At 63.7% G+C, this 19,291-nt stretch carries 19 protein-coding genes; 11 read left to right on the forward strand and 8 right to left on the reverse strand.

From position 1 onward, the window contains the following. The first annotated feature begins 59 nt into the window (after nucleotides 1–59). The 3 genes from ACNFHO_RS07695 (at nucleotide 60) to ACNFHO_RS07705 (ending at nucleotide 4,747) form a co-directional block, all read left to right on the forward strand. Entirely contained in the window at nucleotides 60–1,817 is a 1,758-nt protein-coding gene (locus ACNFHO_RS07695) for an ATP-binding protein (RefSeq protein WP_054894481.1), read from the forward strand. Continuing rightward, complete coding sequence (locus tag ACNFHO_RS07700; protein ID WP_416765837.1) at nucleotides 1,811–3,148, forward strand: sigma-54-dependent transcriptional regulator; 1,338 nt, start codon at nucleotides 1,811–1,813, stop codon at nucleotides 3,146–3,148. Before ACNFHO_RS07695 ends, ACNFHO_RS07700 begins: the two co-directional genes overlap by 7 nt. 279 nt (nucleotides 3,149–3,427) lie before the next feature. Then, nucleotides 3,428–4,747, forward strand: a complete 1,320-nt coding sequence (locus tag ACNFHO_RS07705) for an MFS transporter (RefSeq protein WP_065862315.1) — start codon at nucleotides 3,428–3,430, stop codon at nucleotides 4,745–4,747. Nucleotides 4,748–4,864: 117 nt separating this feature from the next. Here ACNFHO_RS07705 and ACNFHO_RS07710 read toward each other — a convergent pair whose 3' ends face one another. Further along, nucleotides 4,865–5,617, reverse strand: a complete 753-nt coding sequence (locus ACNFHO_RS07710; RefSeq protein WP_054894484.1) for a hypothetical protein — start codon at nucleotides 5,615–5,617, stop codon at nucleotides 4,865–4,867. A 355-nt stretch (nucleotides 5,618–5,972) separates the two neighbouring features. On the opposite strand from ACNFHO_RS07710, the gene ACNFHO_RS07715 reads away from it, so the two are divergent. Both ACNFHO_RS07715 and ACNFHO_RS07720 read left to right on the forward strand, forming a co-directional pair. After that, nucleotides 5,973–6,416, forward strand: a complete 444-nt coding sequence (locus ACNFHO_RS07715) for a hypothetical protein (protein ID WP_063545943.1) — start codon at nucleotides 5,973–5,975, stop codon at nucleotides 6,414–6,416. A gap of 118 nt (nucleotides 6,417–6,534) precedes the next feature. Continuing rightward, the gene (locus ACNFHO_RS07720; RefSeq protein ID WP_112899042.1) at nucleotides 6,535–7,140 is read left to right on the forward strand and encodes a flavin reductase family protein; all 606 of its coding nucleotides are present in this window, start codon (nucleotides 6,535–6,537) and stop codon (nucleotides 7,138–7,140) included. Here ACNFHO_RS07720 and ACNFHO_RS07725 read toward each other — a convergent pair whose 3' ends face one another. Both ACNFHO_RS07725 and ACNFHO_RS07730 read right to left on the reverse strand, forming a co-directional pair. Further along, complete coding sequence (locus ACNFHO_RS07725; RefSeq protein ID WP_416765841.1) at nucleotides 7,141–7,374, reverse strand: hypothetical protein; 234 nt, start codon at nucleotides 7,372–7,374, stop codon at nucleotides 7,141–7,143. 110 nt (nucleotides 7,375–7,484) lie between these two features. Beyond that, nucleotides 7,485–7,778 carry a putative quinol monooxygenase gene (locus ACNFHO_RS07730; protein WP_054894488.1) on the reverse strand — a complete coding sequence of 98 codons (294 nt, stop codon included), beginning with the start codon at nucleotides 7,776–7,778 and terminating at the stop codon, nucleotides 7,485–7,487. A 202-nt stretch (nucleotides 7,779–7,980) separates the two neighbouring features. Between ACNFHO_RS07730 and ACNFHO_RS07735 the strand changes: the two genes are divergently transcribed. Continuing rightward, entirely contained in the window at nucleotides 7,981–8,904 is a 924-nt protein-coding gene (locus tag ACNFHO_RS07735; RefSeq protein WP_063545947.1) for an AraC family transcriptional regulator, read from the forward strand. A gap of 21 nt (nucleotides 8,905–8,925) precedes the next feature. Here the strand turns inward: ACNFHO_RS07735 and ACNFHO_RS07740 are convergent, their stop codons facing one another. Next, on the reverse strand, nucleotides 8,926–10,560 hold the full coding sequence (locus tag ACNFHO_RS07740; protein WP_416765842.1) for a 5-guanidino-2-oxopentanoate decarboxylase: 1,635 nt from the start codon (nucleotides 10,558–10,560) through the stop codon (nucleotides 8,926–8,928). Between the two features lie 112 nt (nucleotides 10,561–10,672). Between ACNFHO_RS07740 and ACNFHO_RS07745 the strand changes: the two genes are divergently transcribed. Continuing rightward, the gene (locus ACNFHO_RS07745; RefSeq protein WP_416765844.1) at nucleotides 10,673–11,548 is read left to right on the forward strand and encodes a LysR substrate-binding domain-containing protein; all 876 of its coding nucleotides are present in this window, start codon (nucleotides 10,673–10,675) and stop codon (nucleotides 11,546–11,548) included. A 67-nt stretch (nucleotides 11,549–11,615) separates the two neighbouring features. Here the strand turns inward: ACNFHO_RS07745 and ACNFHO_RS07750 are convergent, their stop codons facing one another. Together ACNFHO_RS07750 and ACNFHO_RS07755 are read right to left on the reverse strand one after the other, a co-directional pair. Further along, the gene (locus tag ACNFHO_RS07750; protein WP_153773149.1) at nucleotides 11,616–12,230 is read right to left on the reverse strand and encodes an NAD(P)-dependent oxidoreductase; all 615 of its coding nucleotides are present in this window, start codon (nucleotides 12,228–12,230) and stop codon (nucleotides 11,616–11,618) included. A gap of 29 nt (nucleotides 12,231–12,259) precedes the next feature. Beyond that, nucleotides 12,260–13,135, reverse strand: coding sequence for an MBL fold metallo-hydrolase (locus ACNFHO_RS07755; protein ID WP_416765846.1), 876 nt, complete (start codon nucleotides 13,133–13,135; stop codon nucleotides 12,260–12,262). A gap of 104 nt (nucleotides 13,136–13,239) precedes the next feature. Between ACNFHO_RS07755 and ACNFHO_RS07760 the strand changes: the two genes are divergently transcribed. Further along, on the forward strand, nucleotides 13,240–14,148 hold the full coding sequence (locus ACNFHO_RS07760; RefSeq protein ID WP_372822142.1) for a LysR family transcriptional regulator: 909 nt from the start codon (nucleotides 13,240–13,242) through the stop codon (nucleotides 14,146–14,148). Between the two features lie 126 nt (nucleotides 14,149–14,274). Beyond that, a complete protein-coding gene (locus ACNFHO_RS07765; protein ID WP_172964814.1) occupies nucleotides 14,275–14,448 on the forward strand; it encodes a hypothetical protein in 174 nt (57 codons plus the stop codon). Nucleotides 14,449–14,466: 18 nt separating this feature from the next. Here ACNFHO_RS07765 and ACNFHO_RS07770 read toward each other — a convergent pair whose 3' ends face one another. Continuing rightward, nucleotides 14,467–15,336 (reverse strand): isocitrate lyase/PEP mutase family protein, encoded by an 870-nt coding sequence (locus tag ACNFHO_RS07770; protein WP_416765849.1) that lies wholly within the window; start codon nucleotides 15,334–15,336, stop codon nucleotides 14,467–14,469. A 377-nt stretch (nucleotides 15,337–15,713) separates the two neighbouring features. On the opposite strand from ACNFHO_RS07770, the gene ACNFHO_RS07775 reads away from it, so the two are divergent. After that, nucleotides 15,714–17,165: an MDR family MFS transporter gene (locus tag ACNFHO_RS07775; protein ID WP_416765850.1), complete on the forward strand. Its 1,452-nt coding sequence runs from the start codon at nucleotides 15,714–15,716 to the stop codon at nucleotides 17,163–17,165. Nucleotides 17,166–17,247: 82 nt separating this feature from the next. Here ACNFHO_RS07775 and ACNFHO_RS07780 read toward each other — a convergent pair whose 3' ends face one another. Further along, nucleotides 17,248–17,880: a TetR family transcriptional regulator gene (locus ACNFHO_RS07780; protein ID WP_063545954.1), complete on the reverse strand. Its 633-nt coding sequence runs from the start codon at nucleotides 17,878–17,880 to the stop codon at nucleotides 17,248–17,250. 254 nt (nucleotides 17,881–18,134) lie between these two features. On the opposite strand from ACNFHO_RS07780, the gene ACNFHO_RS07785 reads away from it, so the two are divergent. After that, nucleotides 18,135–19,289 (forward strand): efflux RND transporter periplasmic adaptor subunit, encoded by a 1,155-nt coding sequence (locus tag ACNFHO_RS07785; RefSeq protein WP_054894498.1) that lies wholly within the window; start codon nucleotides 18,135–18,137, stop codon nucleotides 19,287–19,289. The last annotated feature ends 2 nt before the right edge of the window (nucleotides 19,290–19,291 follow it).

Consider the following 19,291-nt stretch of genomic DNA (forward strand, 5'->3'; position numbering starts at 1 on the left):
AGGAGCAGGCTTACCCGCGAAAGGGCCGGTACTTGAAACCGAATGCCCGGACCCGCACCATGCCTTCATCCTTCCGCGCCCTGCGCCTGGCCCTGGTCACCCTGCTGATCTTGATCGGCACTGCCCTCAGCGCCAGTTGGGCGATGCACCACGCCAAGCGCCAGGCGATGCAGACCGACGCACGCCGGGCCAGCGAGCAATTGACCCTCTACGCCAACGGCCTGCATACGCTCATCGAACGCTACCGTGCCCTGCCCGCCGTCCTGGCGCTGGACCCGGAGCTGATCGACGCCCTGCGCGGCCCGGTCGGCGAATCGCTGCAGGATGCGCTGAACCGCAAGCTCGAACGCATCAACGGCGCCGCCAACTCCTCTACCCTCGAACTGCTCGACCGCACCGGTCTCGCCGTGGCAGCCAGCAACTGGCGCCTGCCGACCACGTACGTCGGCTCCAACTATGGCTTTCGCCCCTATTTCAAACAGACCCGCAGCCAGGGCACCGGCAGCTTCTACGCCGTCGGCGTGACCAGCGGCGTGCCGGGCTATTTCCTGTCCAGCGCAGTGAACGACGAGCACGGACGCTTCCTCGGTGCCATGGTGGTCAAGCTCGAATTCCCCGAGCTTGAACGCGAATGGCGCCAGGGCAGCGACATCCTGCTGGTCAGCGATGCGCGCGGGATCATCTTCATCGCCAACCAGAACGGCTGGCGCTATCGCGAGCTGCAGCCCTTGACTGCCGCAGACCGCGCTGAGCTGGCCGAAACCCGTCAGTACGACAAACAGCCCCTGGTCCCTCTGCAGCACCAGTTGCTGACCCGTTTCGACGAACGCAGCACGTTCAGCCGCGTGCAGGGGCCGGACGGTAGCGCCGACTATCTGTGGGAGAGCTTGCCGCTGGCCACCGAAGGCTGGACCCTGCATCTGCTGCGCAAGCCGCAGGTCAGCGAGGATGCCCGCAACGCGGCGTTGTCTGGCGCCGCGGTGTGGTTGAGCCTGGTGTTCGCCGTGCTGTTCGTCAGCCAGCGCCTGCGCATCGCCCGCCTGCGCCAACGCAGCCGCGAAGAGCTGACGCGCCTGGTCGAGGAGCGCACACGCGAGTTGCGCACTGCCCAGGAAGGCCTGGTGCAGTCGGCCAAGTTGGCGGCGCTGGGGCAGATGTCGGCGGCGCTGGCCCATGAGATCAACCAGCCGTTGACCACCCAGCGGATGCAACTGGAAACCCTGCGCCTGCTGCTCGACCATGGCCGCCATGAACAGGCGCGTCAGGCGCTGGAGCCGCTGGAGCAGATGCTCACGCGCATGGCCGCCCTCACCGGCCACCTCAAGACCTTCGCACGCAATAGCCCAGGCGGGCTGCGCGAGCGTCTTGATCTGGCCACCGTGGTCGACCAGGCCCTGCACCTGCTCGACACCCGCATTCGCGGCGAGCAGGTCGAGGTGGCGCTGTACCTGGCGCGTCCTGCGTGGGTGCGCGGCGACGCGATCCGCCTTGAACAGGTGCTGATCAACCTGCTGCACAACGCCCTCGACGCCATGGCCGACAAGCGCTACAAACGTCTGGAGATCCGCATCGAAGCCGAGGACGAACGCTGGCACCTGAGCGTGCTCGACTCCGGTGGCGGCATCAAGGATGCCGACCTGGCCCGCGTCTTCGACCCCTTCTTCACCACCAAGCCGGTGGGCGAAGGCCTGGGCCTGGGCCTGGCGATTTCCTATGGCATCGTTCATGAAGCCGGCGGCCAGTTGCAGGTCGAAAACCTGCCTGGCGGTGCCCGCTTCAGCCTTACCCTGCCCCGCGACCTGGAGCCTGCATGTTGAATTCAGTGATCGTCGTCGACGACGAAGCCAGCATCCGCACCGCGGTGGAGCAATGGCTGAGCCTGTCCGGCTTCAGCGTGCAGTTGTTCGCCCGCGCAGAGGAATGTCTCGCGCAACTGCCACAGCACTTCCCCGGCGTGGTCATCAGCGATGTGCGCATGCCGGGCATGGATGGCCTGCAACTGCTCGAGCACCTGCAGGCGCAAGACCCTGACCTACCGGTGATCCTGCTCACCGGTCACGGCGATGTGCCGATGGCAGTGGAAGCCATGCGCAACGGTGCCTACGACTTCCTGGAAAAACCCTTCACCCCGCAGCACTTGCTGGGCAGCCTGCGCCGCGCCCTGGACAAGCGCCAACTGGTGCTGGAAAACCGCGCGCTGCACCAGCAGGCCGACCTAAAGGAACGGCTGCAAGCGACCCTGCTGGGGATGTCCCAGGGCCTGCAACAGTTGCGTCGGCAGGTGCTGGAACTGGCGGGGTTGCCAGTCAATGTGCTGATCCGCGGCGAAACCGGCAGCGGCAAGGAGCGCGTGGCGCGATGCCTGCACGACTTCGGCCCACGCGCCGACAAACCCTTCGTCGCCCTCAATTGCGCGGCAATCCCCGAAACCCTGTTCGAGGCCGAGCTGTTCGGCCATGAGAGCGGCGCCTTCACCGGCGCCCAGGGCAAACGCATCGGCAAACTGGAATATGCCAACGGCGGCACGGTATTTCTCGACGAGATCGAGAGCATGCCACTGGCCCAGCAGGCCAAGTTGCTGCGGGTGATTCAGGAGCAGAAACTCGAACGCCTGGGTGCCAACCAGAGCATCAGCGTCGACTTGCGCATCATCGCCGCGACCAAACCCGATCTGCTCGACGAGGCTCGCGCCGGGCGATTTCGCGAAGACCTGGCGTACCGCCTGAACGTTGCCGAACTGCGTCTGGCGCCACTGCGCGAGCGGCGCGAGGACATCCCGCTGCTGTTCGAGCATTTCGTCCGTACCGCCGCCGAGCGCCTGGGGCGCAGCAGCACACCGCCGCTTTCAGGCGCGCAACTGGCACAACTGCTGGCCCATGACTGGCCGGGCAATGTGCGCGAGCTGGCCAATGCCGCCGAGCGCCATGCGCTGGGGCTGGGTTCATCGAGCATCGAGGTGGCGCCGGGAGGTCAGTCGCTGAGCGAACAGATGGAGGCGTTCGAGCTGCAATGCCTGCGCGCCGCGCTGCGTCAGCACAAGGGCGAGATCAAAGGGGTCATGGAGACGTTGCAACTGCCGCGGCGGACGCTGAACGAGAAGATGCAGCGCCATGGCCTGATGCGCGAGGATTTTATCGAGCGCGAATGAGCGGAATCTTGCCGATCAAAAGCTGCCAATAGGCGGGTTACCGCTCATATGGCCTATACCCAGCCGGGATAAGCAGTGCGGCTGGTCGCGGGCAAGCCCGCTCCTACGGATACAGTGCAGGCCTTGATCCATCGCGTTTCTGGGGCGCTGGCATGCCCAAGGATGGGGCGGCCGACACCTCATTCGGATCGTTACGCCCTCATTTGGCACAGCTTCTGCAAAACCCTTCTCAAGCCGCGGTCCCGCGCGCCTCACAAAAACAACGAGAAGGTATCCCTGATGGATAACGCCACCACCCTGCCCGCCGGGGCGGCCACTGCGCCCGCCGCGGAAAAAACCACCGCCAGTCGTCTCAAGTCGATCTTCAGCGGTTCGATCGGCAACATGGTCGAATGGTACGACTGGTACGTCTACGCCGCATTCTCGCTGTACTTCGCCAAAGCCTTCTTCCCCGCTGGCGACACCACCGCACAACTGCTCAACACCGCCGCGATCTTCGCAGTGGGCTTCCTGATGCGCCCGATCGGTGGCTGGCTGATGGGGCTGTACGCCGACCGCAAGGGCCGCAAGGCTGCGCTGATGGCTTCGGTACTGCTGATGTGCGCAGGCTCGCTGGTCATCGCCCTGACGCCGGGCTATGAAACCATCGGCGTCGCCGCGCCTATCCTGCTGGTGATCGCACGCCTGATGCAGGGTCTGTCGGTCGGCGGTGAATATGGCACCTCGGCCACCTACCTCAGCGAGATGGCCAGCAAGGAACGCCGTGGCTTCTTCTCCAGTTTCCAGTACGTCACCCTGATTTCCGGCCAGCTCATCGCCCTGGCGGTCCTGATCATCCTGCAGAACGTGCTGACCACCGAAGAGCTGTATGCCTGGGGCTGGCGTGTGCCCTTCGTGATCGGCGCGCTGTGCGCGGTGGTTGCGCTGTACCTGCGCCGTGGCATGGAAGAGACCGCTTCCTTCACCAAGAAGGAGAAGTCCAAGGAAAGCCTGATGCGCACCCTGATGCGCCACCCCAAGGAGCTGATGACCGTCGTCGGCCTGACCATGGGCGGCACCCTGGCCTTCTACACCTACACCACCTACATGCAGAAGTACCTGGTCAACACCGTCGGCATGAGCATCAGCGACTCGACCACCATCTCGGCGGCCACGCTGTTCCTGTTCATGTGCCTGCAGCCGGTGATCGGCGGGCTGTCCGACAAGATCGGCCGGCGCCCGATCCTCATCGCCTTCGGCGTGCTGGGCACCCTGTTCACCGTACCGATCCTCAGCACCCTGCACACCATCCAGAGCTGGTGGGGCGCCTTCTTCCTGATCATGGCGGCGCTGATCATCGTCAGTGGCTACACCTCGATCAACGCCGTGGTGAAGGCCGAGCTGTTCCCCACCGAGATCCGCGCCCTGGGCGTTGGCCTGCCCTACGCACTGACCGTGTCGATCTTCGGCGGCACCGCCGAGTACGTGGCGCTGTGGTTCAAGAGCGCCGGCATGGAAACCGGCTTCTACTGGTACGTCACCGGCTGCATCGCCTGCTCGCTGCTGGTCTACGCGACCATGAAGGACACCAAGCAGCACTCGCGCATCACCACTGATTGATTCTGCGTTCGCTGTAATTGAAAAGGGTCGTTCCGGTGGAACGGCCCTTTTTTGCGGCCGCAAAAAAGCTCTGCTGCGGGCATTTGTACCGTTCGCGTCAGTCCTTTTTTCTGGAGGTCAGGATACTTCCAGCACTTGCTGCGGCTGACGACGCTGGTAGTAGGTGGCCAGTAGCACCAGCGCCAGCAGGATCGCGCCCAACACCATGGAAGAGCCGATCGTGCCAAAGTCCAGACCGCCTTTTTCGTATGGCTTGGTGAGGAAATCGCCCAGGGTTGCACCGAATGGCCGAGTCAGCACGAAGGCTACCCAGAACAACACCACACCAGGGATTCGGGTCCAGTAACGCGCCATAGCCACCAACACGATGGCACTGCCGATCAGCAGGGCGCCACCCGCGAAGCCCAGGCCTGAATCATCTGCGAGGTAGTCGCCCAGTGCGGTGCCCAGGGTGTTGGAGAACAGGATCGCAACCCAGTAGAACAACTCGCCCGCACGACTGCGGATGCGCGTGACATCCAGCGGATTACCACTCAGCCGCCACAGGGCGAAGGTCAACAGCAGGATGCCGATCAGCAGCGCTGAACCTGCGGCGTAACCCAACCCGAGCGTGCGATCCATGAAATCGGACATGGTGGTGCCAGCGGTGCTGGTGGACAGTATCACCAGCCAGTAGAGCACTGGGTGATAGCGGCGGGAATAAAGCTGGGTGAGCAACGTCAGCAAGAACACACTGATCAACAACAGCGAACTCATGGCGTAGCCGATGTCGAGCGTCATCGACAGCAGGTCGCCAGCCGTCTCGCCCAGCGTGGTGGCGCAGATCTTCATGACCCAGAAGGCCAAGGTGATTTGCGGAAGTTTATTCATCGTGTGCCGCTCCGGTTTCTGGAATGCGGCGATGTTGAAGACGAACGTCTGAAAAATCGGTTGGAAAGGAATGAAAAAACCGTTCGGCGTGGAGAGCGACGAAGGGTTGAGTCCTTAACTCGCCATTAATTGAGGTGGAGCAACCTACAAGCGCTGACAGAACGCTTTCGGATATTTGATATGCCGCATGCTGCGGGGTAGAGCCGACAGCTACTTATTTGGACATCTCGCGCGCAAACACATCGATTAAATTGATTATTTTACGTAATTTTTTGCGCTTTTTAATCAAATTAATCGGCGTAGCATGAGATCCATAGCAAGAACAAACCCCCTCGAATCTACTGGAGCAACGACCATGAAAAACCAACTGATCCTGACCCTGGCCCTGTCGGTCTTCGCCGCAGGTGCCTTCGCCGAAGACGGCTTTGACCGCACCAACGCCCACACCTTCGCCGCTGCACAAAGCCAATCGGCCAGCTACGCCGAAGACGGTTTCGACCGCACCGGTGGCCAACGCTTCGCCGAAGACGGCTTCGACCGCACTGGCGGCCAACGCTTCGCCGAAGACGGCTTCGACCGCACTGGCGGCCAACGCTTCGCCGAAGACGGCTTCGACCGTACTGGCGGCCAACGCTTCGCTGAAGATGGCTTCGACCGCACTGGCGGCCAACGCTTCGCCGAAGACGGCTTCGACCGCACTGGTGGTCAACGCTTCGCCGAAGACGGCTTCGACCGTACTGGCGGCCAACGCTTCGCTGAAGATGGCTTCAGCCGCACCAACGCCCACCGCATCAGCTGATCACTGATGCGTGTCACCCAGCCCGGCTTTGGCCGGGCTTGATCATTCCCAGCCAGCTCAAGGCTTGGCACACTAGGCGCCTCGTCCGTCCCAGAGGAAGGGCCAAGGCCCTGCGCAGATGCACTACTACGAACCCGCCAAAGGCCACGGCCTGCCCCACGACCCGTTCAACGCCATCGTCGGCCCCCGGCCCATCGGCTGGATCTCCTCCCATGATCGCGAAGGTCGCCTGAACCTGGCGCCCTACAGCTTCTTCAACGCCTTCAACTACATTCCGCCGATCATCGGTTTCTGCAGCGTCGGGCGCAAAGACAGCCTGAACAACATCGAACAGACCGGCGAGTTCGTCTGGAACCTGGCCACGCGCCCGCTGGCCGAGCAGATGAACCAGAGCTGCGCGGCAGTGGCTGCAGATATCGACGAATTCGAGCTGAGCGGCCTGACACCGGCGCCCTCGAACGTGGTCGGCGTGCCGCGGGTGGGTGAGAGCCCGGTGAACTTCGAGTGCAAGGTGAGCCAGATCATCCAGCTCAAGCGCGCCGATCAGGAGCTGGTGCCCAGCTGGCTGATCCTGGGTGAAGTGGTGGCCGTGCATATCGCCGAACACCTGCTCAAAGAGGGTATCTACGACACTGCTGCCGCCGAGCCGATCCTGCGTGGCGGTGGCCCGGCGGATTACTTCGAGCTGGGCAACCTGTTCAAGATGCGTCGCCCGCAGGCCTGATCACCAGGCCAGCTCGCCCTCTTCACCGACGCCCTGCAGGCGTTCGAGTTCGGCACAGGCCGCCTCGTCAGCGGCCAGTGCCGACTTGAACACCTGGCCCTCCAGGACTTTGTGAAAGCGCGGTGCCCCTCCCACGTGCAGGGCCTTGACCGCGATTGCCGCGTGGTAGCCGCCGCCTTCGACCGGGACCATCGCCGAAACGGCCTCGAAGCCCGGGAATTCTCTACGTGCCATTGCTGTGCTCCAGCTGTTGAACGAGGGGCGGGATTCTACTGCAGCAGGCGTTACGGTAGTGGCCTTTTCATGGGCAAGCTTGCCCGCGAGAAGGTTACCGCGCCCAACCCTCAATCGAAGGTCTGCAGGTCCATGCTCGCCACCACCCGCTCCTGCAGCAGGTCGCCGAAGACCTCGAGCGTCGGCGAAGCGAAGTAACCGCGCATGGCCTGCTGGTCCTGCCAGCTGCCGCTGAGCAGCCAGAGGTCGGCGTCAACCTGGGAGCGCTGGACGGTGAACGCCAGACAGCCTGGGCTGCGCAGCGAAGGCTCGAGCAGGTCGCGCAGGCGCATGCCGAGTTCCGCCGAACGACCGCTGCTGGCACGGATGAAAGCCAAGTGTGTGACCGGTTGATGCAAGGTCATGAACGATCTCCTTGAAGCAGGCGGGACGGAAAAGCCAGGCTGCCAAGATTAGGTCCTCGCCCGCACCCTGCGTTAGGCCATTTCTGTCTGTCGATTGCCTGATCCTGTCGCAATGCAGGATCAGGCAATCGGTCGGCAGCATTTGGCTAGCGCAGGATGTTGCCCAAATCTATGCTGGCCCGGTCCCTGGAGGAATTCGATCATGACCACTGCCCTTGCCGCTCTCGACCCGACCCTGGAAAACCAGCGTCTGGAACTCGCTGACCTGATCCTGAGGCACGCAGGCGATCCCCACGGACCACCGACGGCCATCGAGCAGCTGTACCTGTCGCGCTATGAAGACAACATCCGTTCGAAGCCGGGCCTGGCCCTGCCGGCCCTCTGCGTCATGGCCCAGGGCAGCAAGAGTCTGTTCCTGGGCGATCAGCAGTATGCCTACGACCCGCTGCACTACATGGTGGTGTCGGTGACCATGCCGATCAGCCGGGTGAGGCTCGACGCCAGCCCGGAAAACCCGGTGCTTGGGCTGCGGATCGATCTGGACGCGGCAGAGATCAGCCAGTTGATTGCCGAAAACGGCCCGATGCTGGTGCCCAGCGTGCAGTCCGGGCTTGGGCTGTATGTGGAGAAGACCGATGCGCACCTGCTCGATGCCTTGCTGCGCTTGGTCCGCTTGCTCGATAGCCCGCGCGACATCCCGATGCTGGCCCCGCTGTTTCGCCGCGAAATCCTCTACCGCCTGCTGCGCGGGCCGCAGGGGCATCGCCTGTACGAGATTGCCCTGGCCAACAGCCAGACACACCGCGTGAGCCAGGCGATCACCTGGCTCAACAAGCATTTTCACCTGCCGCTGCGCATCGAGGAGCTGGCCCGGGAAGTGAACCTGAGCACCTCGACCCTGCACCACAGGTTCAAGGCCGTGACGTCCATGAGCCCGTTGCAGTACCAGAAGCAGCTGCGACTGCAGGAAGCCCGGCGCCTGATGCTCAACGATGGGTTGGAGGCCGCGGTGGCGGGGTATCGGGTGGGCTATGAAAGCCCGTCGCAGTTCAGCCGGGAGTACAGCCGGCTGTATGGTGCGCCGCCGATTCGCGACATGGCGCGCCTGCGCTCGAGCGCGGGTTGAATCTGCAAGCCCCCGCGCGCCTCAGCCGGCCACCGCTGCCTGCCACTGTGCCTGGTCCACCTGGATCAGGGTCGGCCCCTTGCGCTCGACCGCCAGCGCCAGCGCGACCTGCAACTGCGCCACATCGCCGACATGTTCGGCCGCAGCCCCCAGCCCCTGCGCCACGGTGATGAAGTCGGGGGTGTGGATGTCCACGCCCACAGGCTCGATGGCGCGATTGACCATGTACTTCTTGATCTCTTCGTAACCCTGGTTATTCCACAGCAGCACGATCAGCGGTACCTGTGCCTCGACTGCACTGGCCAGCTCCGGCAGGGTGAACTGCAGGCCGCCGTCACCGATCAGGCACACCGACGGGGCGCGTTCAGCCACGACTTCGGCGCTGCCAAGCCAGGCGCCCATCGCCGCCGGCAAGGCATAGCCGAGCGTGCCGTAGCCGGTCGAAGCATTGAACCAGCGACGCGGACGCGCAAGGTCAAGGGTGAGGTTGCCGGTGTAGACCGGCTGGGTCGAGTCGCCCACCAGCACGGCGTCGGGCAAGGTTTCCAGTATCGCGGTAAGCAGACGGGTCTGGCTCAGGGTCGGTTGGTCCCAGCCGGCAGCCAGGTCGTTGCGCAGGCGCTCGGCACGGGCAGCGCCCCAGCATTCGTCACGCACCGCAGGCTGCTCGGCCAACGCTGCAACCAGGGCTTCGGCAGCCAGCTTGGCATCGGCGACCAAGGCCAGCTCCGGCAGGTAGTTGCGTACGGTCTGGTCCGGATCGATGTCGATGCGCAGCAGGCTGCCGGGGATCTCGAATCCGCCCTTGAAGGTCACGTCGTAGTCGGTTTCGGCAAGCTCGGTACCAATGGCCAGTACCACGTCGGCCTCGGCAACCAGGGCACGGGTTGCCGGCAGCGATTGGGTCGAGCCGATCTGCAACGGATGAGCACCCGGCAGCAGGCCCTTGGCATTGATGGTCAGGGCCACCGGCGCCTGGAGCTGCTCGGCCAGTTGCGCCAGGGCCTCGCCTGCCGCCAGCGCACCGCCACCGGCGAGGATCAACGGACGCTGGGCCTTGGCCAGCCGCTCGGCCATCTGCGCCACCACCTGCGGCGCGGCGCCTGCACGGCTGGTGCGCACCGGGCGAACTTGCAGCAGGTGGTCGGCTGGCTCGACCAGCACATCCAGCGGAATCTCGATATGCACAGGGCGTGGCCGGGCACCGTCGAACACGGCGAAGGCGCGGGCCAGCACCTGCGGCAGGTCATCGGCACTCATCAGGGTCTGGGAAAACGCGCAAACGCCCGCCACCAGCCCAGACTGGTTCGGCAGCTCATGCAGCTTGCCGCGCCCACCGCCCAGTGCATTGCGCGATTGCACGCTGGAGATCACCAGCATGGGGATCGAGTCGGCATAGGCCTGGCCCATGGCCGTGGTGATGTTGGTCATGCCGGGGCCGGTGATGATGAAGCACACTCCCGGCTTGCCGCGCGTACGCGCGTAGCCATCAGCCATGAAGCCGGCGCCCTGCTCGTGGCGCGGCGTGACATGACGGATCGACGAGCGCGCAAGCCCGCGATAGAGCTCCACGGTATGCACGCCGGGAATCCCGAACACATGGTCTACGCCATAGCCTTCGAGGAGTTTGACCAGTACTTCGCCACAGGTTGCCATCGTCTTTACCCTGATTCTTGTTGAAATCAGTGCTCATGGAAGCAAGCTGCGGCTACCGCGACAATGCAAAAAAACACATACTAGCCATGTCTCCAGATCATGGCTCGCCACGATGAAACGACTCCCTCCCCTCCCCGCCCTGAACACCTTCCTGGTCACCGCCCAGCACTGCAATTTCACCCGAGCCGCCCAGCATCTGCACATCACCCAGGGCGCTGTCAGCCGCCAGATCGCCGGGCTCGAGGAGCAACTTGGCTACCCCTTGTTTCAGCGCCAGGCCCGTGGCCTGAGCCTGACCCGTGAAGGCCAGGACTGGCTGCCGCGGGTGCAGCAAGTGTTCGCCCTGATCGAACAGGGCGTGCGCGAGGTTGGCGCGCGCACCGCCACCTTGCAGCTCAAGGCCCCGACCTGCGTGATGCGTTGGCTACTGCCGAGGCTGATGGAATGGCAGGCACTGCGCCCGGATGTACCGGTGGAACTGACCACGACGGTGCAGCACGGCGTGGACTTTCGTCATGAAGGCTTCGATGCGGCAGTGGTGTATGGCAGCCCGCCCGCGCAGGGCTCGCTGGTGCGCAAGCTGTTCGACGAGCAACTGACACCGGTGTGCGCCCCCTCGTTGCTGCAAGGCGGCATGCCTCTGGAGCGAGTGGAGGACCTGGCGCGGCACATGCTGCTGCACCCCTCGCGCGACGAGCGTGACTGGCGCCTGTGGCTGCAGGCGGCCGGCGCTGCGTTCGAGCCACAGGGCCGACGCCAGCATTTCGAGACACTGGATATGGCGATGGCCATGGCCTCCCAGGGGACTGGGGTGGCCATCGGCGACTGGGCGCTGATCGGCGATGACCTGCGCAGTGGGCGGTTATGCATGCCCTTTGCACTGAAGGTGATGACGGGCAAAGGCTATTACCTGGTCTGCCCGTCGAAAAGCCTGCCGCCGGGGCTGGGCGAGTTGCTGGAGTGGCTGCAGGCACGCGCCAGTCTTTAGCCGCCCTGCGCTCCCGTCAACTCGGTACTGCGCCGCAATTCACCTGCGAAAGGCTGGCAGCGACACCTCAGTAGCCGACAGTGAAGCGCTGGCGCGTATGTGCAGGCTTTTCCAGTTCGTCGATCAAGGCAATGGCGTAGTCGGCGAAGGTGATCCAGCTCTTGCCATCGGCGCCGATCAGCAGGTGATCCTTGCCCAGCGTATAGCGCCCGCTGCGCTCACCCTCGACGAACTCTGCCGAAGGCGAAAGGAAGGTCCAGTCGAGGGTCGGTTCCTGGCGCAAGGTATCGAGAAAGCCCACGCCGGCGCTGGCCTCGGCCTTGTACGCCTCGGGGAAGTCCGGGCTGTCGATCACCCGCTGCCCCGACGGCAGCAGCAGGCTGCCGGCACCACCGACCACCAGCAGTCGCTTGACCCCGGCGCGTTTGACCGGCTCGATGATCGCCTGCGGCGCAAGGGTGGAGAAGTGCGCAGCGCTCAGCACAGCGTCCACGCCTGTGACTGCCGCCTGTAGCGCGGCACTGTCCTGGGCATCCAGCGCCTTGACCGTGACACCTTCACGGCCCTGCAGCGAAGACGGATCGCGTGCGATGGCGACCACGCTGTGGCCACGGCGCAGAGCCTCTTCCAGCAACTGGCTGCCGGCCCGGCCGGTGGCACCGATGATTGCGATCTTGCTCATGGGAAACACTCCATCTGGGTTGTAAGGGGTTACCACTTCATTTCGCCTTTAGCGACCTTGGCCCCGAGCTCCAGGGAACTTTCATCGGCGAGGTTCGGATAACGCTTGCTCATTGCAGCGATCAGCGCCGCCGCATCGCGAGCCTTGGCCGCTTCGCTGTCGAAGGCGCGGATGTAGCCTGCAGTGAAGCGCACGGCATCCAACGAACGGCTGCTCTGCCCCAGGTAGTGGCCTGGGATCACCGTGCGCGGGGCGAGTTTTTCGATGTGTGCAAGCGTTGCCAGCCAGTCGGTATGGGATTGGGCAGACTGGGTGTCAGCCATCCATACGTGAATGTTCTCGGAAACCACCACACCACCGACCACCGCCTTGATCGAGGGAATCCAGACGAAGCTGCGGTCGGGCTGCGGGCCGTCCAGGCCAACGACTTCGAGCGCCTGCCCCTCCAGCTCGAGACGGTTACCGGCCAACACCTGGGGTAGGACCAGTTTCGCGGGCTTGTCGGCGCCCATCTGCGGCCCCCAGTACGCCAGCTTGGCGTCCATGGTCTGGCGGATGTGCGCCACAGTGGCAGCGGAGGCGACCACCTTGGCGTCTGGAAACGCCTGGGTCAGGGTGTCGAGGCCGAAGTAATAGTCCGGATCGCCATGGCTGATGTAGATGGTGGTCAGCCGCTTGCCACTGGCACGCAGGCGCTCAGCCACCTGCTCGGCCTGAGCCTTGCCGAACTGCGCATCCACCAGCACAGCCTCCCGCTCGCCACTGACGATCACCGAACTCACCGGAAACAGTGCGTCATGGCCTGGGTTGTAGACATCCAGGTGCAGCGGATCGGCCGCCATTGCCTGGCCCGTCAGGGCGACACAGGCCAGCATCAGACTGCGCAGTGGAGTGAAAATCGACATGGTGAGGTTCCTGAAAGCGGGACGATGGAACACAGCTTAGTTGCCCGATCCGTCACAAAAAATGCGATGCTTGAACATAGTTTGTTTCTGAAATCGGGCAAATCATGGACCGTCTGAACGCCATGCGCGTGTTCGTCACCGTCGTCGACCTGGGTAGCCAGTCGGCTGCGGCAGATCACCTGGAGCTTTCCAGGCCTGTAGTGTCGCGCTATCTCGCGGAGCTTGAGGAGTGGGTCGGCGCACGCTTGATGCAGCGCACCACGCGCAAGCTGAGCCTGACCGCCGCGGGCCTGGACACCCTGCCACGCTGCCGACAGATGCTGGAACTGGCCTGCGACCTGCAGACAGCGGTGCGTGCGCCTGAAGATGCGCCGCGCGGCGAGTTGCGCATCAGCGTAAGCACCTCGTTCGGTCAGGCGCAGTTGGTGGATGCGGTGGCGGAGTACGTGAAGCGCTATCCGGGGGTGAAGGTGGAGTTGCAGATGCTCGATCGCACGGTCAACCTGGTTGACGAGCGTATCGACCTGGCGATCCGCACCAGCAACGACCTGGACCCGAACCTGATTGCCCGACGCCTGAGCGTCTGCCGTTCGGTGGTCTGCGCCAGCCCCGCCTACTTGCGCGAGTACGGCACGCCGCAGCGAGTCGAGGACCTGACCCAGCACAACTGCCTGACCCACGCCTACTTCGGCCACAGCCTGTGGCATTTCGAAGTGGCCGGTGAACAGGTCGCGGTGCCCGTGCAGGGCAATATCAGCGCCAACGAAGCCCTGACCTTGCAGAAGGCCGCCCTGGCCGGTGCCGGAATCGCCATGCTGCCGACCTACCAGGCCGCCTGCGCAGTGCGTCGCGGCGAGTTGGTGAAACTACTGCCCCTGGCGCGACCGCGGGAGCTGAACCTCAATGCGGTCTACACCTCACGCAAACACATGCCCGCGACCTTGCGCAGCATGCTGGACTTTCTTGCCCAACGCTTCAGCGCAGAACCGGAGTGGGATCGGGAGCTGGATTAGTGCGTGGAGCGGCCTTGCGCCGCTGCGACGCAAATCACACCGATCTCGATGTTCGCTCCAGGCAATTGCTGCGACCTGACCTATGCTTGCAAGTATCACCTGTGGTCACAGCAGGAGGTAGGCAACATGGGCATCAAATCCAGACGCTGCGTGATCGTCCTGGCCCTGGTCGCCGTGGCCGGGCTCTATGGTTCGGCCTGCTGGCGCGTCGAGCTGTTGCGCAGCCAGCCCAGTACCGCAGCCAGTTGCGCACACGAGCACTGCGTCCCGCACACCGCAACGCTGAGCGCCCTCAGGTAGCCCGACAACGCCTGTCGGTCACTCCTCGACGCTCATGTACTCCTTGGCCCAGCGGATGTAATCCTCAGGCTGGGTGTAGGTGTGCGAAAGCTCGGTGGCGCTGAGGTTCTCGGACTTGTTCTGCTGCCCGCGCTGCAAACGCAGGCAGTCGTAGGTGGCCTTGATCGCAGCGAAGTACGCCGCATGGCCATCGACCACGATGCGCACGCCCAGGCGCGCCAGGCGCTCGTCGTCACGCAGGTTCGGGTTGCCGTAGCTGACCAGCATCAGCGGCACGTTCAGGTGCTCGGTGATCTGCTCCAGTTGCTCGAAATCCTTCACCCCGACCATGCAGATACCGTCGGCACCGGCCTTCTGGTAGCTCTGGGTGCGGACGATGATTTCCTCGGTGGTCAGCACGCCGGCGTTGGTCCGGGCAATGATCGACAGCGACGAGTCGACTCGCGCTTCCAGCGCTGCACGGATCTTGCCGACGCCCTCTTCCACCGCGATCAGGTCGGTGGACTTGCGACCGAACTGGGCCGGCAGCAGGGTGTCTTCGATGGTCAGCGCCGCCACGCCGGCGCGCTCCAGCTCGATTACCGTACGCATGACGTTCAGCGCGTTGCCATAACCATGGTCGGCATCGGCGATGAAGGGCAACTGGGCGACGCGGCCAATGCGCGTAGCCTGCTCGACGAATTCGCTCAAGGTGATCAGGGCGAAGTCCGGGGCGGCGAGCACCTGCAGGGAAGCGACCGAGCCGCCGAGGATACCGACTTCAAAGCCCAGGTCTGCGGCAATGCGCGCCGACATCGGGTCGAAGACTGAAGCTGTGTGATAGCACGAACCCGACGCGAGCAGTTCGCGGAAGGCAAAACGCAGATCTTGGTGGGAAGCCTTGGGCATGATCACTCCGCATAAACGTGAAAAGTCGAACTGGCTGACTACCGCCCCTGAACCGGGACCCTCCGCCCTGCCATAGGCATGACATGCAGAGAGTGGAAGAGAAGTGCGGGATTACAGCGATGCGGAAACCTGGGTCACAATGCACCAAATGGGTGCAAACCAGTGTATTTCGGCTGCTATGAACCTGCACGATATCACGCGGCCATGCGCGTTCGTGTGAAAGCGCTTATGCCGATCGTGCATAGGCGATGCAGACAGTACATAGGAAGCTACCTAACTCAGGTTACAATCCCCGTCTCGTTCGCAGCCATTTCACTCGCCACGGGCCGCCGACGAACAGCACAATTTCACTACCTCCGACCACAAGGTGTGACCCCGTGACCGCCGCCCTGCCTCCCGCCGACTTGCGTAGCGTGCTCAGCGCGCTGATGCTGGCGATTCTTCTTGGTGCCCTCGACCAGACCATCGTCGCCGTCTCCATGCCGGCCATTTCGGCCCAGTTCAACGATGTCGGCCTGCTGGCCTGGGTCATCTCCGGTTATATGGTGGCCATGACCGTGGCCGTGCCGATCTACGGCAAGCTGGGCGACCTTTATGGCCGTCGGCGCATGATCCTCACCGGCACCGCACTGTTCACCCTGGCCTCGATCTTCTGCGCCCTGGCACAGAACATGGAACAACTGGTGCTGGCGCGCGTGCTGCAGGGCATCGGCGCGGGCGGCATGGTCTCGGTCAGCCAGGCGATCATCGGCGACTTCGTCCCGCCTCGCGAGCGCGGGCGCTACCAGGGTTATTTCAGCAGCATGTACGCCCTGGCCAGCGTGGCTGGCCCGGTGCTCGGCGGCTGGCTGACCGAATATCTGTCGTGGCGCTGGGTGTTCTGGATCAACCTGCCGCTGGGGCTTTGCGCCTGGTGGGTGATTCGCCGCGCACTGATGGGCATGCCGGTCCAACGCCGGGAAGCACAGGTCGACTATATCGGTGCACTGCTGCTGATCCTGGGCCTGGGCAGTTTGTTGCTGGGCATCACCCTGGTGGGTCAAGGGCATGCCTGGACCGCGGCGCCGGTGCTGGCCCTGTTTGCCTGTGCGGTACTGGGCCTGGTGCTGTTCGTCGCCCACGAACGCCGCTGCCAGGAGCCGCTGTTGCCACTGAAACTGTTTGGCAACAGGGTCGCCGTGCTGTGCTGGTGCGTGATCTTCTTCGCCAGCTTCCAGTCGATCTCGCTGACCATGCTCATGCCGCTGCGCTTCCAGAGCATCACCGGTGCCGGCGCCGACAGTGCCGCGCTGCACCTGCTGCCGTTGGCGATGGGGTTGCCACTGGGCGCCTTCAGCGCAGGCCGCCTGACGACATTCACCGGACGCTACAAGCCGCAGATCCTGGCGGGCGCGCTGCTGATGCCGCTGGCGATCCTCGGCATGGCCCTCACACCGCCGCAGTCAGCCTGGCTGGGCGGGTTGTTCATGCTGTTGACCGGTATCGCCTGCGGGCTGCAGTTCCCGACCTCGCTGGTGGGGACGCAGAGCGCGGTGGACATGAAGGATATCGGTGTGGCCACCAGCACCACCAACCTGTTCCGCTCGTTGGGTGGGGCGATGGGCGTGGCCTGCATGTCCAGCCTGCTGCTGGCGCTGCTGCATCTCGGAGGGCTCGAGGTGCTGGGCAACCCGTTGCTGGGCAGCCTGAAGGGCGGCGAGACGGATCCGGCGACCCAGGCGCATCTGCTGGTGACGTTCCGATACCTGCTGCTGGCCAGTGCCGGCGCGGCAGTGCTGGGGCTGCTGGCGGCACTGGCGTTGCCAGACGGGCAATTACGGGGGCATTGAAAAGGCCAGGGCCGCAAAGCGGCCCTTTTAACCCCGGCTTAATCCTGCCGGGAAAAACTTCATCACAATCCTTAACAAAGTGTCATTTGCGCAGGGCCGGGCTCAAGCGCAGCATATCCAACCCTGTGTCGACCCATTTTTGCGCATCGCGCAACAGGTCGAAGCTGTCCGGGAGCAGCAACCAGCGCCCGATCAGGCCGTCGACATAGGCGAACATGGCAATGGCCGCCCGCTCGACATCCAGGTCGGCGGGCAACTGGCCACGGCGTACCGCATTGGCCAAGGCGCGGGAAATGCCTTCGTGGCATTCGACGATGGCGCCTTGTCGCTGCTGGCGGATTTCACACATCTCATCGGTGAACTCGCACTTGTGATGCAGGATTTCATTGATACGCCGGGTCCTGGCGTCCAGTACCAGCTCGTTGAGCACTTGCAACAGCAGCTTGCCCATGCAGCCGAGCGGATCGAGCTCGTCCTCGCTTTCGCTGGCACGCGCGAGATGGTCATGGGTCTCGTGCAAACTGTCGAGCAGCGCCTGGACCAGCTCGGCCTTGTTACTAAAATGCCAGTAGATCGCACCACGGGTGACGCCCGCGATCTCGGCGATATCGGCCAAGGTGGTTCGCGCAACCCCGCGCTTGTAGAAAGCCTTTTCCGCCGCCTCGATGATCTGGGCGCGGGTTTCCTGGGCTTCCTCTTTGGTTCGACGGACCATGGCAGCTCAACCTCATCTGAGCCCGGCACAAGAATCGCCTGGGCTTTGGGCCGGGTTCGCCTCTGCAGGGCAACTCCCGGATGCATTAATCACGTTTTGCGGTAGTAGCCTGGTACCACCACGCGGTATTTACAAACAACCATGAATGTAAGTATATTCGTTAGTAAGCTACTAATCCACTCGATAGCGATTTTTCTGACAAGACTCTTCCACTATTCTTGAGCTCCCCCTGCTCCTGCGACCCGAGGATCCTCATGCAATTCAAGCCAGCCGTTACCGCCCTGGTTTCCGCCGTCGCCCTTGCAACCCTGCTCAGTGGCTGCAAGAAAGAAGAAGCCGCGCCTGCAGCGCAGGCTCCTCAGGTCGGCGTCGTCACCCTGCAGCCGCAGGCCTTCACCCTGACCTCGGAACTGCCAGGGCGCACCAGCGCCTATCGCGTCGCCGAAGTCCGTCCACAGGTCAATGGCATCATTCTCAAGCGCCTGTTCAAGGAAGGCAGCGACGTCAAGGAAGGGCAGCAGCTCTACCAGATCGATCCCGCCGTCTATGAAGCCAACCTGGGTAATGCCCAGGCCAACCTTCAGGCTACCCGCTCGCTGGCCGAGCGCTACAAGCAACTGATCGACGAGCAGGCCGTCTCCAAACAGGAATATGACGACGCCAATGCCAAACGATTGCAAGCCGAAGCCTCGCTCAAGAGCGCGCAGATCGACCTGCGCTACACCAAGGTGCTGGCGCCGATCAGCGGTCGCATCGGACGCTCGTCGGTCACCGAAGGCGCGCTGGTGAGCAATGGCCAGACCAACGCCATGGCCACCATCCAGCAGCTCGACCCGATCTACGTCGACGTCACTCAGTCCACCGCCGAACTGCTCAAGTTGCGCCGTGATCTGGAAAGCGGCCGGCTGCAGAAGGCTGGCGACAATGCCGCGAAGGTGCAGCTGGTGCTCGAAGACGGCAGCACGTTCGCCGGTGAAGGTCGCCTGGAGTTCTCCGAAGTCTCGGTCGATGAAACCACGGGCTCGGTGACCCTGCGTGCGGTGTTCGCCAACCCGGACCACACCCTCCTGCCGGGCATGTTCGTGCATGCCCGCCTGCAAGCTGGTGTCAATGCCAACGCGATCCTCGCCCCACAGCAAGGTGTGACCCGCGACCTCAAGGGCTCGCCCACGGCACTGGTGGTGAACAAGGATAACAAGGTGGAACTGCGTCAACTCAAGGCCAGCCGCACGCTGGGCAACGAGTGGCTGATCGAGGAAGGCCTCAATCCGGGCGACCGCCTGATCACCGAGGGGCTGCAGTTCGTGCGTCCAGGTGTCGAGGTCAAGGTCAGCGAAGCCACCAACGTCAAGAAGCCGGGCAGCCCTGAACAGGCCAGCGCCGCGAAAGCCGACGCCAAAGCGGAGTAAAC

The organism is Pseudomonas sp. NY15374 (assembly GCF_048068255.1).
Lineage (GTDB): Bacteria > Pseudomonadota > Gammaproteobacteria > Pseudomonadales > Pseudomonadaceae > Aquipseudomonas > Aquipseudomonas machongensis.

Bases quoted from the DNA above. Each gene is read 5' to 3' on its own strand.
- ACNFHO_RS07695 (WP_054894481.1), top strand. From the start codon at position 60: ATGCCTTCATCCTTCCGCGCCCTGCGCCTGGCCCTGGTCACCCTGCTG.
- ACNFHO_RS07700 (WP_416765837.1), top strand. From the start codon at position 1,811: ATGTTGAATTCAGTGATCGTCGTCGACGACGAAGCCAGCATCCGCACC.
- ACNFHO_RS07705 (WP_065862315.1), top strand. From the start codon at position 3,428: ATGGATAACGCCACCACCCTGCCCGCCGGGGCGGCCACTGCGCCCGCC.
- ACNFHO_RS07710 (WP_054894484.1), bottom strand. From the start codon at position 5,617: ATGAATAAACTTCCGCAAATCACCTTGGCCTTCTGGGTCATGAAGATC.
- ACNFHO_RS07715 (WP_063545943.1), top strand. From the start codon at position 5,973: ATGAAAAACCAACTGATCCTGACCCTGGCCCTGTCGGTCTTCGCCGCA.
- ACNFHO_RS07720 (WP_112899042.1), top strand. From the start codon at position 6,535: ATGCACTACTACGAACCCGCCAAAGGCCACGGCCTGCCCCACGACCCG.
- ACNFHO_RS07725 (WP_416765841.1), bottom strand. From the start codon at position 7,374: ATGGCACGTAGAGAATTCCCGGGCTTCGAGGCCGTTTCGGCGATGGTC.
- ACNFHO_RS07730 (WP_054894488.1), bottom strand. From the start codon at position 7,778: ATGACCTTGCATCAACCGGTCACACACTTGGCTTTCATCCGTGCCAGC.
- ACNFHO_RS07735 (WP_063545947.1), top strand. From the start codon at position 7,981: ATGACCACTGCCCTTGCCGCTCTCGACCCGACCCTGGAAAACCAGCGT.
- ACNFHO_RS07740 (WP_416765842.1), bottom strand. From the start codon at position 10,560: ATGGCAACCTGTGGCGAAGTACTGGTCAAACTCCTCGAAGGCTATGGC.
- ACNFHO_RS07745 (WP_416765844.1), top strand. From the start codon at position 10,673: ATGAAACGACTCCCTCCCCTCCCCGCCCTGAACACCTTCCTGGTCACC.
- ACNFHO_RS07750 (WP_153773149.1), bottom strand. From the start codon at position 12,230: ATGAGCAAGATCGCAATCATCGGTGCCACCGGCCGGGCCGGCAGCCAG.
- ACNFHO_RS07755 (WP_416765846.1), bottom strand. From the start codon at position 13,135: ATGTCGATTTTCACTCCACTGCGCAGTCTGATGCTGGCCTGTGTCGCC.
- ACNFHO_RS07760 (WP_372822142.1), top strand. From the start codon at position 13,240: ATGGACCGTCTGAACGCCATGCGCGTGTTCGTCACCGTCGTCGACCTG.
- ACNFHO_RS07765 (WP_172964814.1), top strand. From the start codon at position 14,275: ATGGGCATCAAATCCAGACGCTGCGTGATCGTCCTGGCCCTGGTCGCC.
- ACNFHO_RS07770 (WP_416765849.1), bottom strand. From the start codon at position 15,336: ATGCCCAAGGCTTCCCACCAAGATCTGCGTTTTGCCTTCCGCGAACTG.
- ACNFHO_RS07780 (WP_063545954.1), bottom strand. From the start codon at position 17,880: ATGGTCCGTCGAACCAAAGAGGAAGCCCAGGAAACCCGCGCCCAGATC.
- ACNFHO_RS07785 (WP_054894498.1), top strand. From the start codon at position 18,135: ATGCAATTCAAGCCAGCCGTTACCGCCCTGGTTTCCGCCGTCGCCCTT.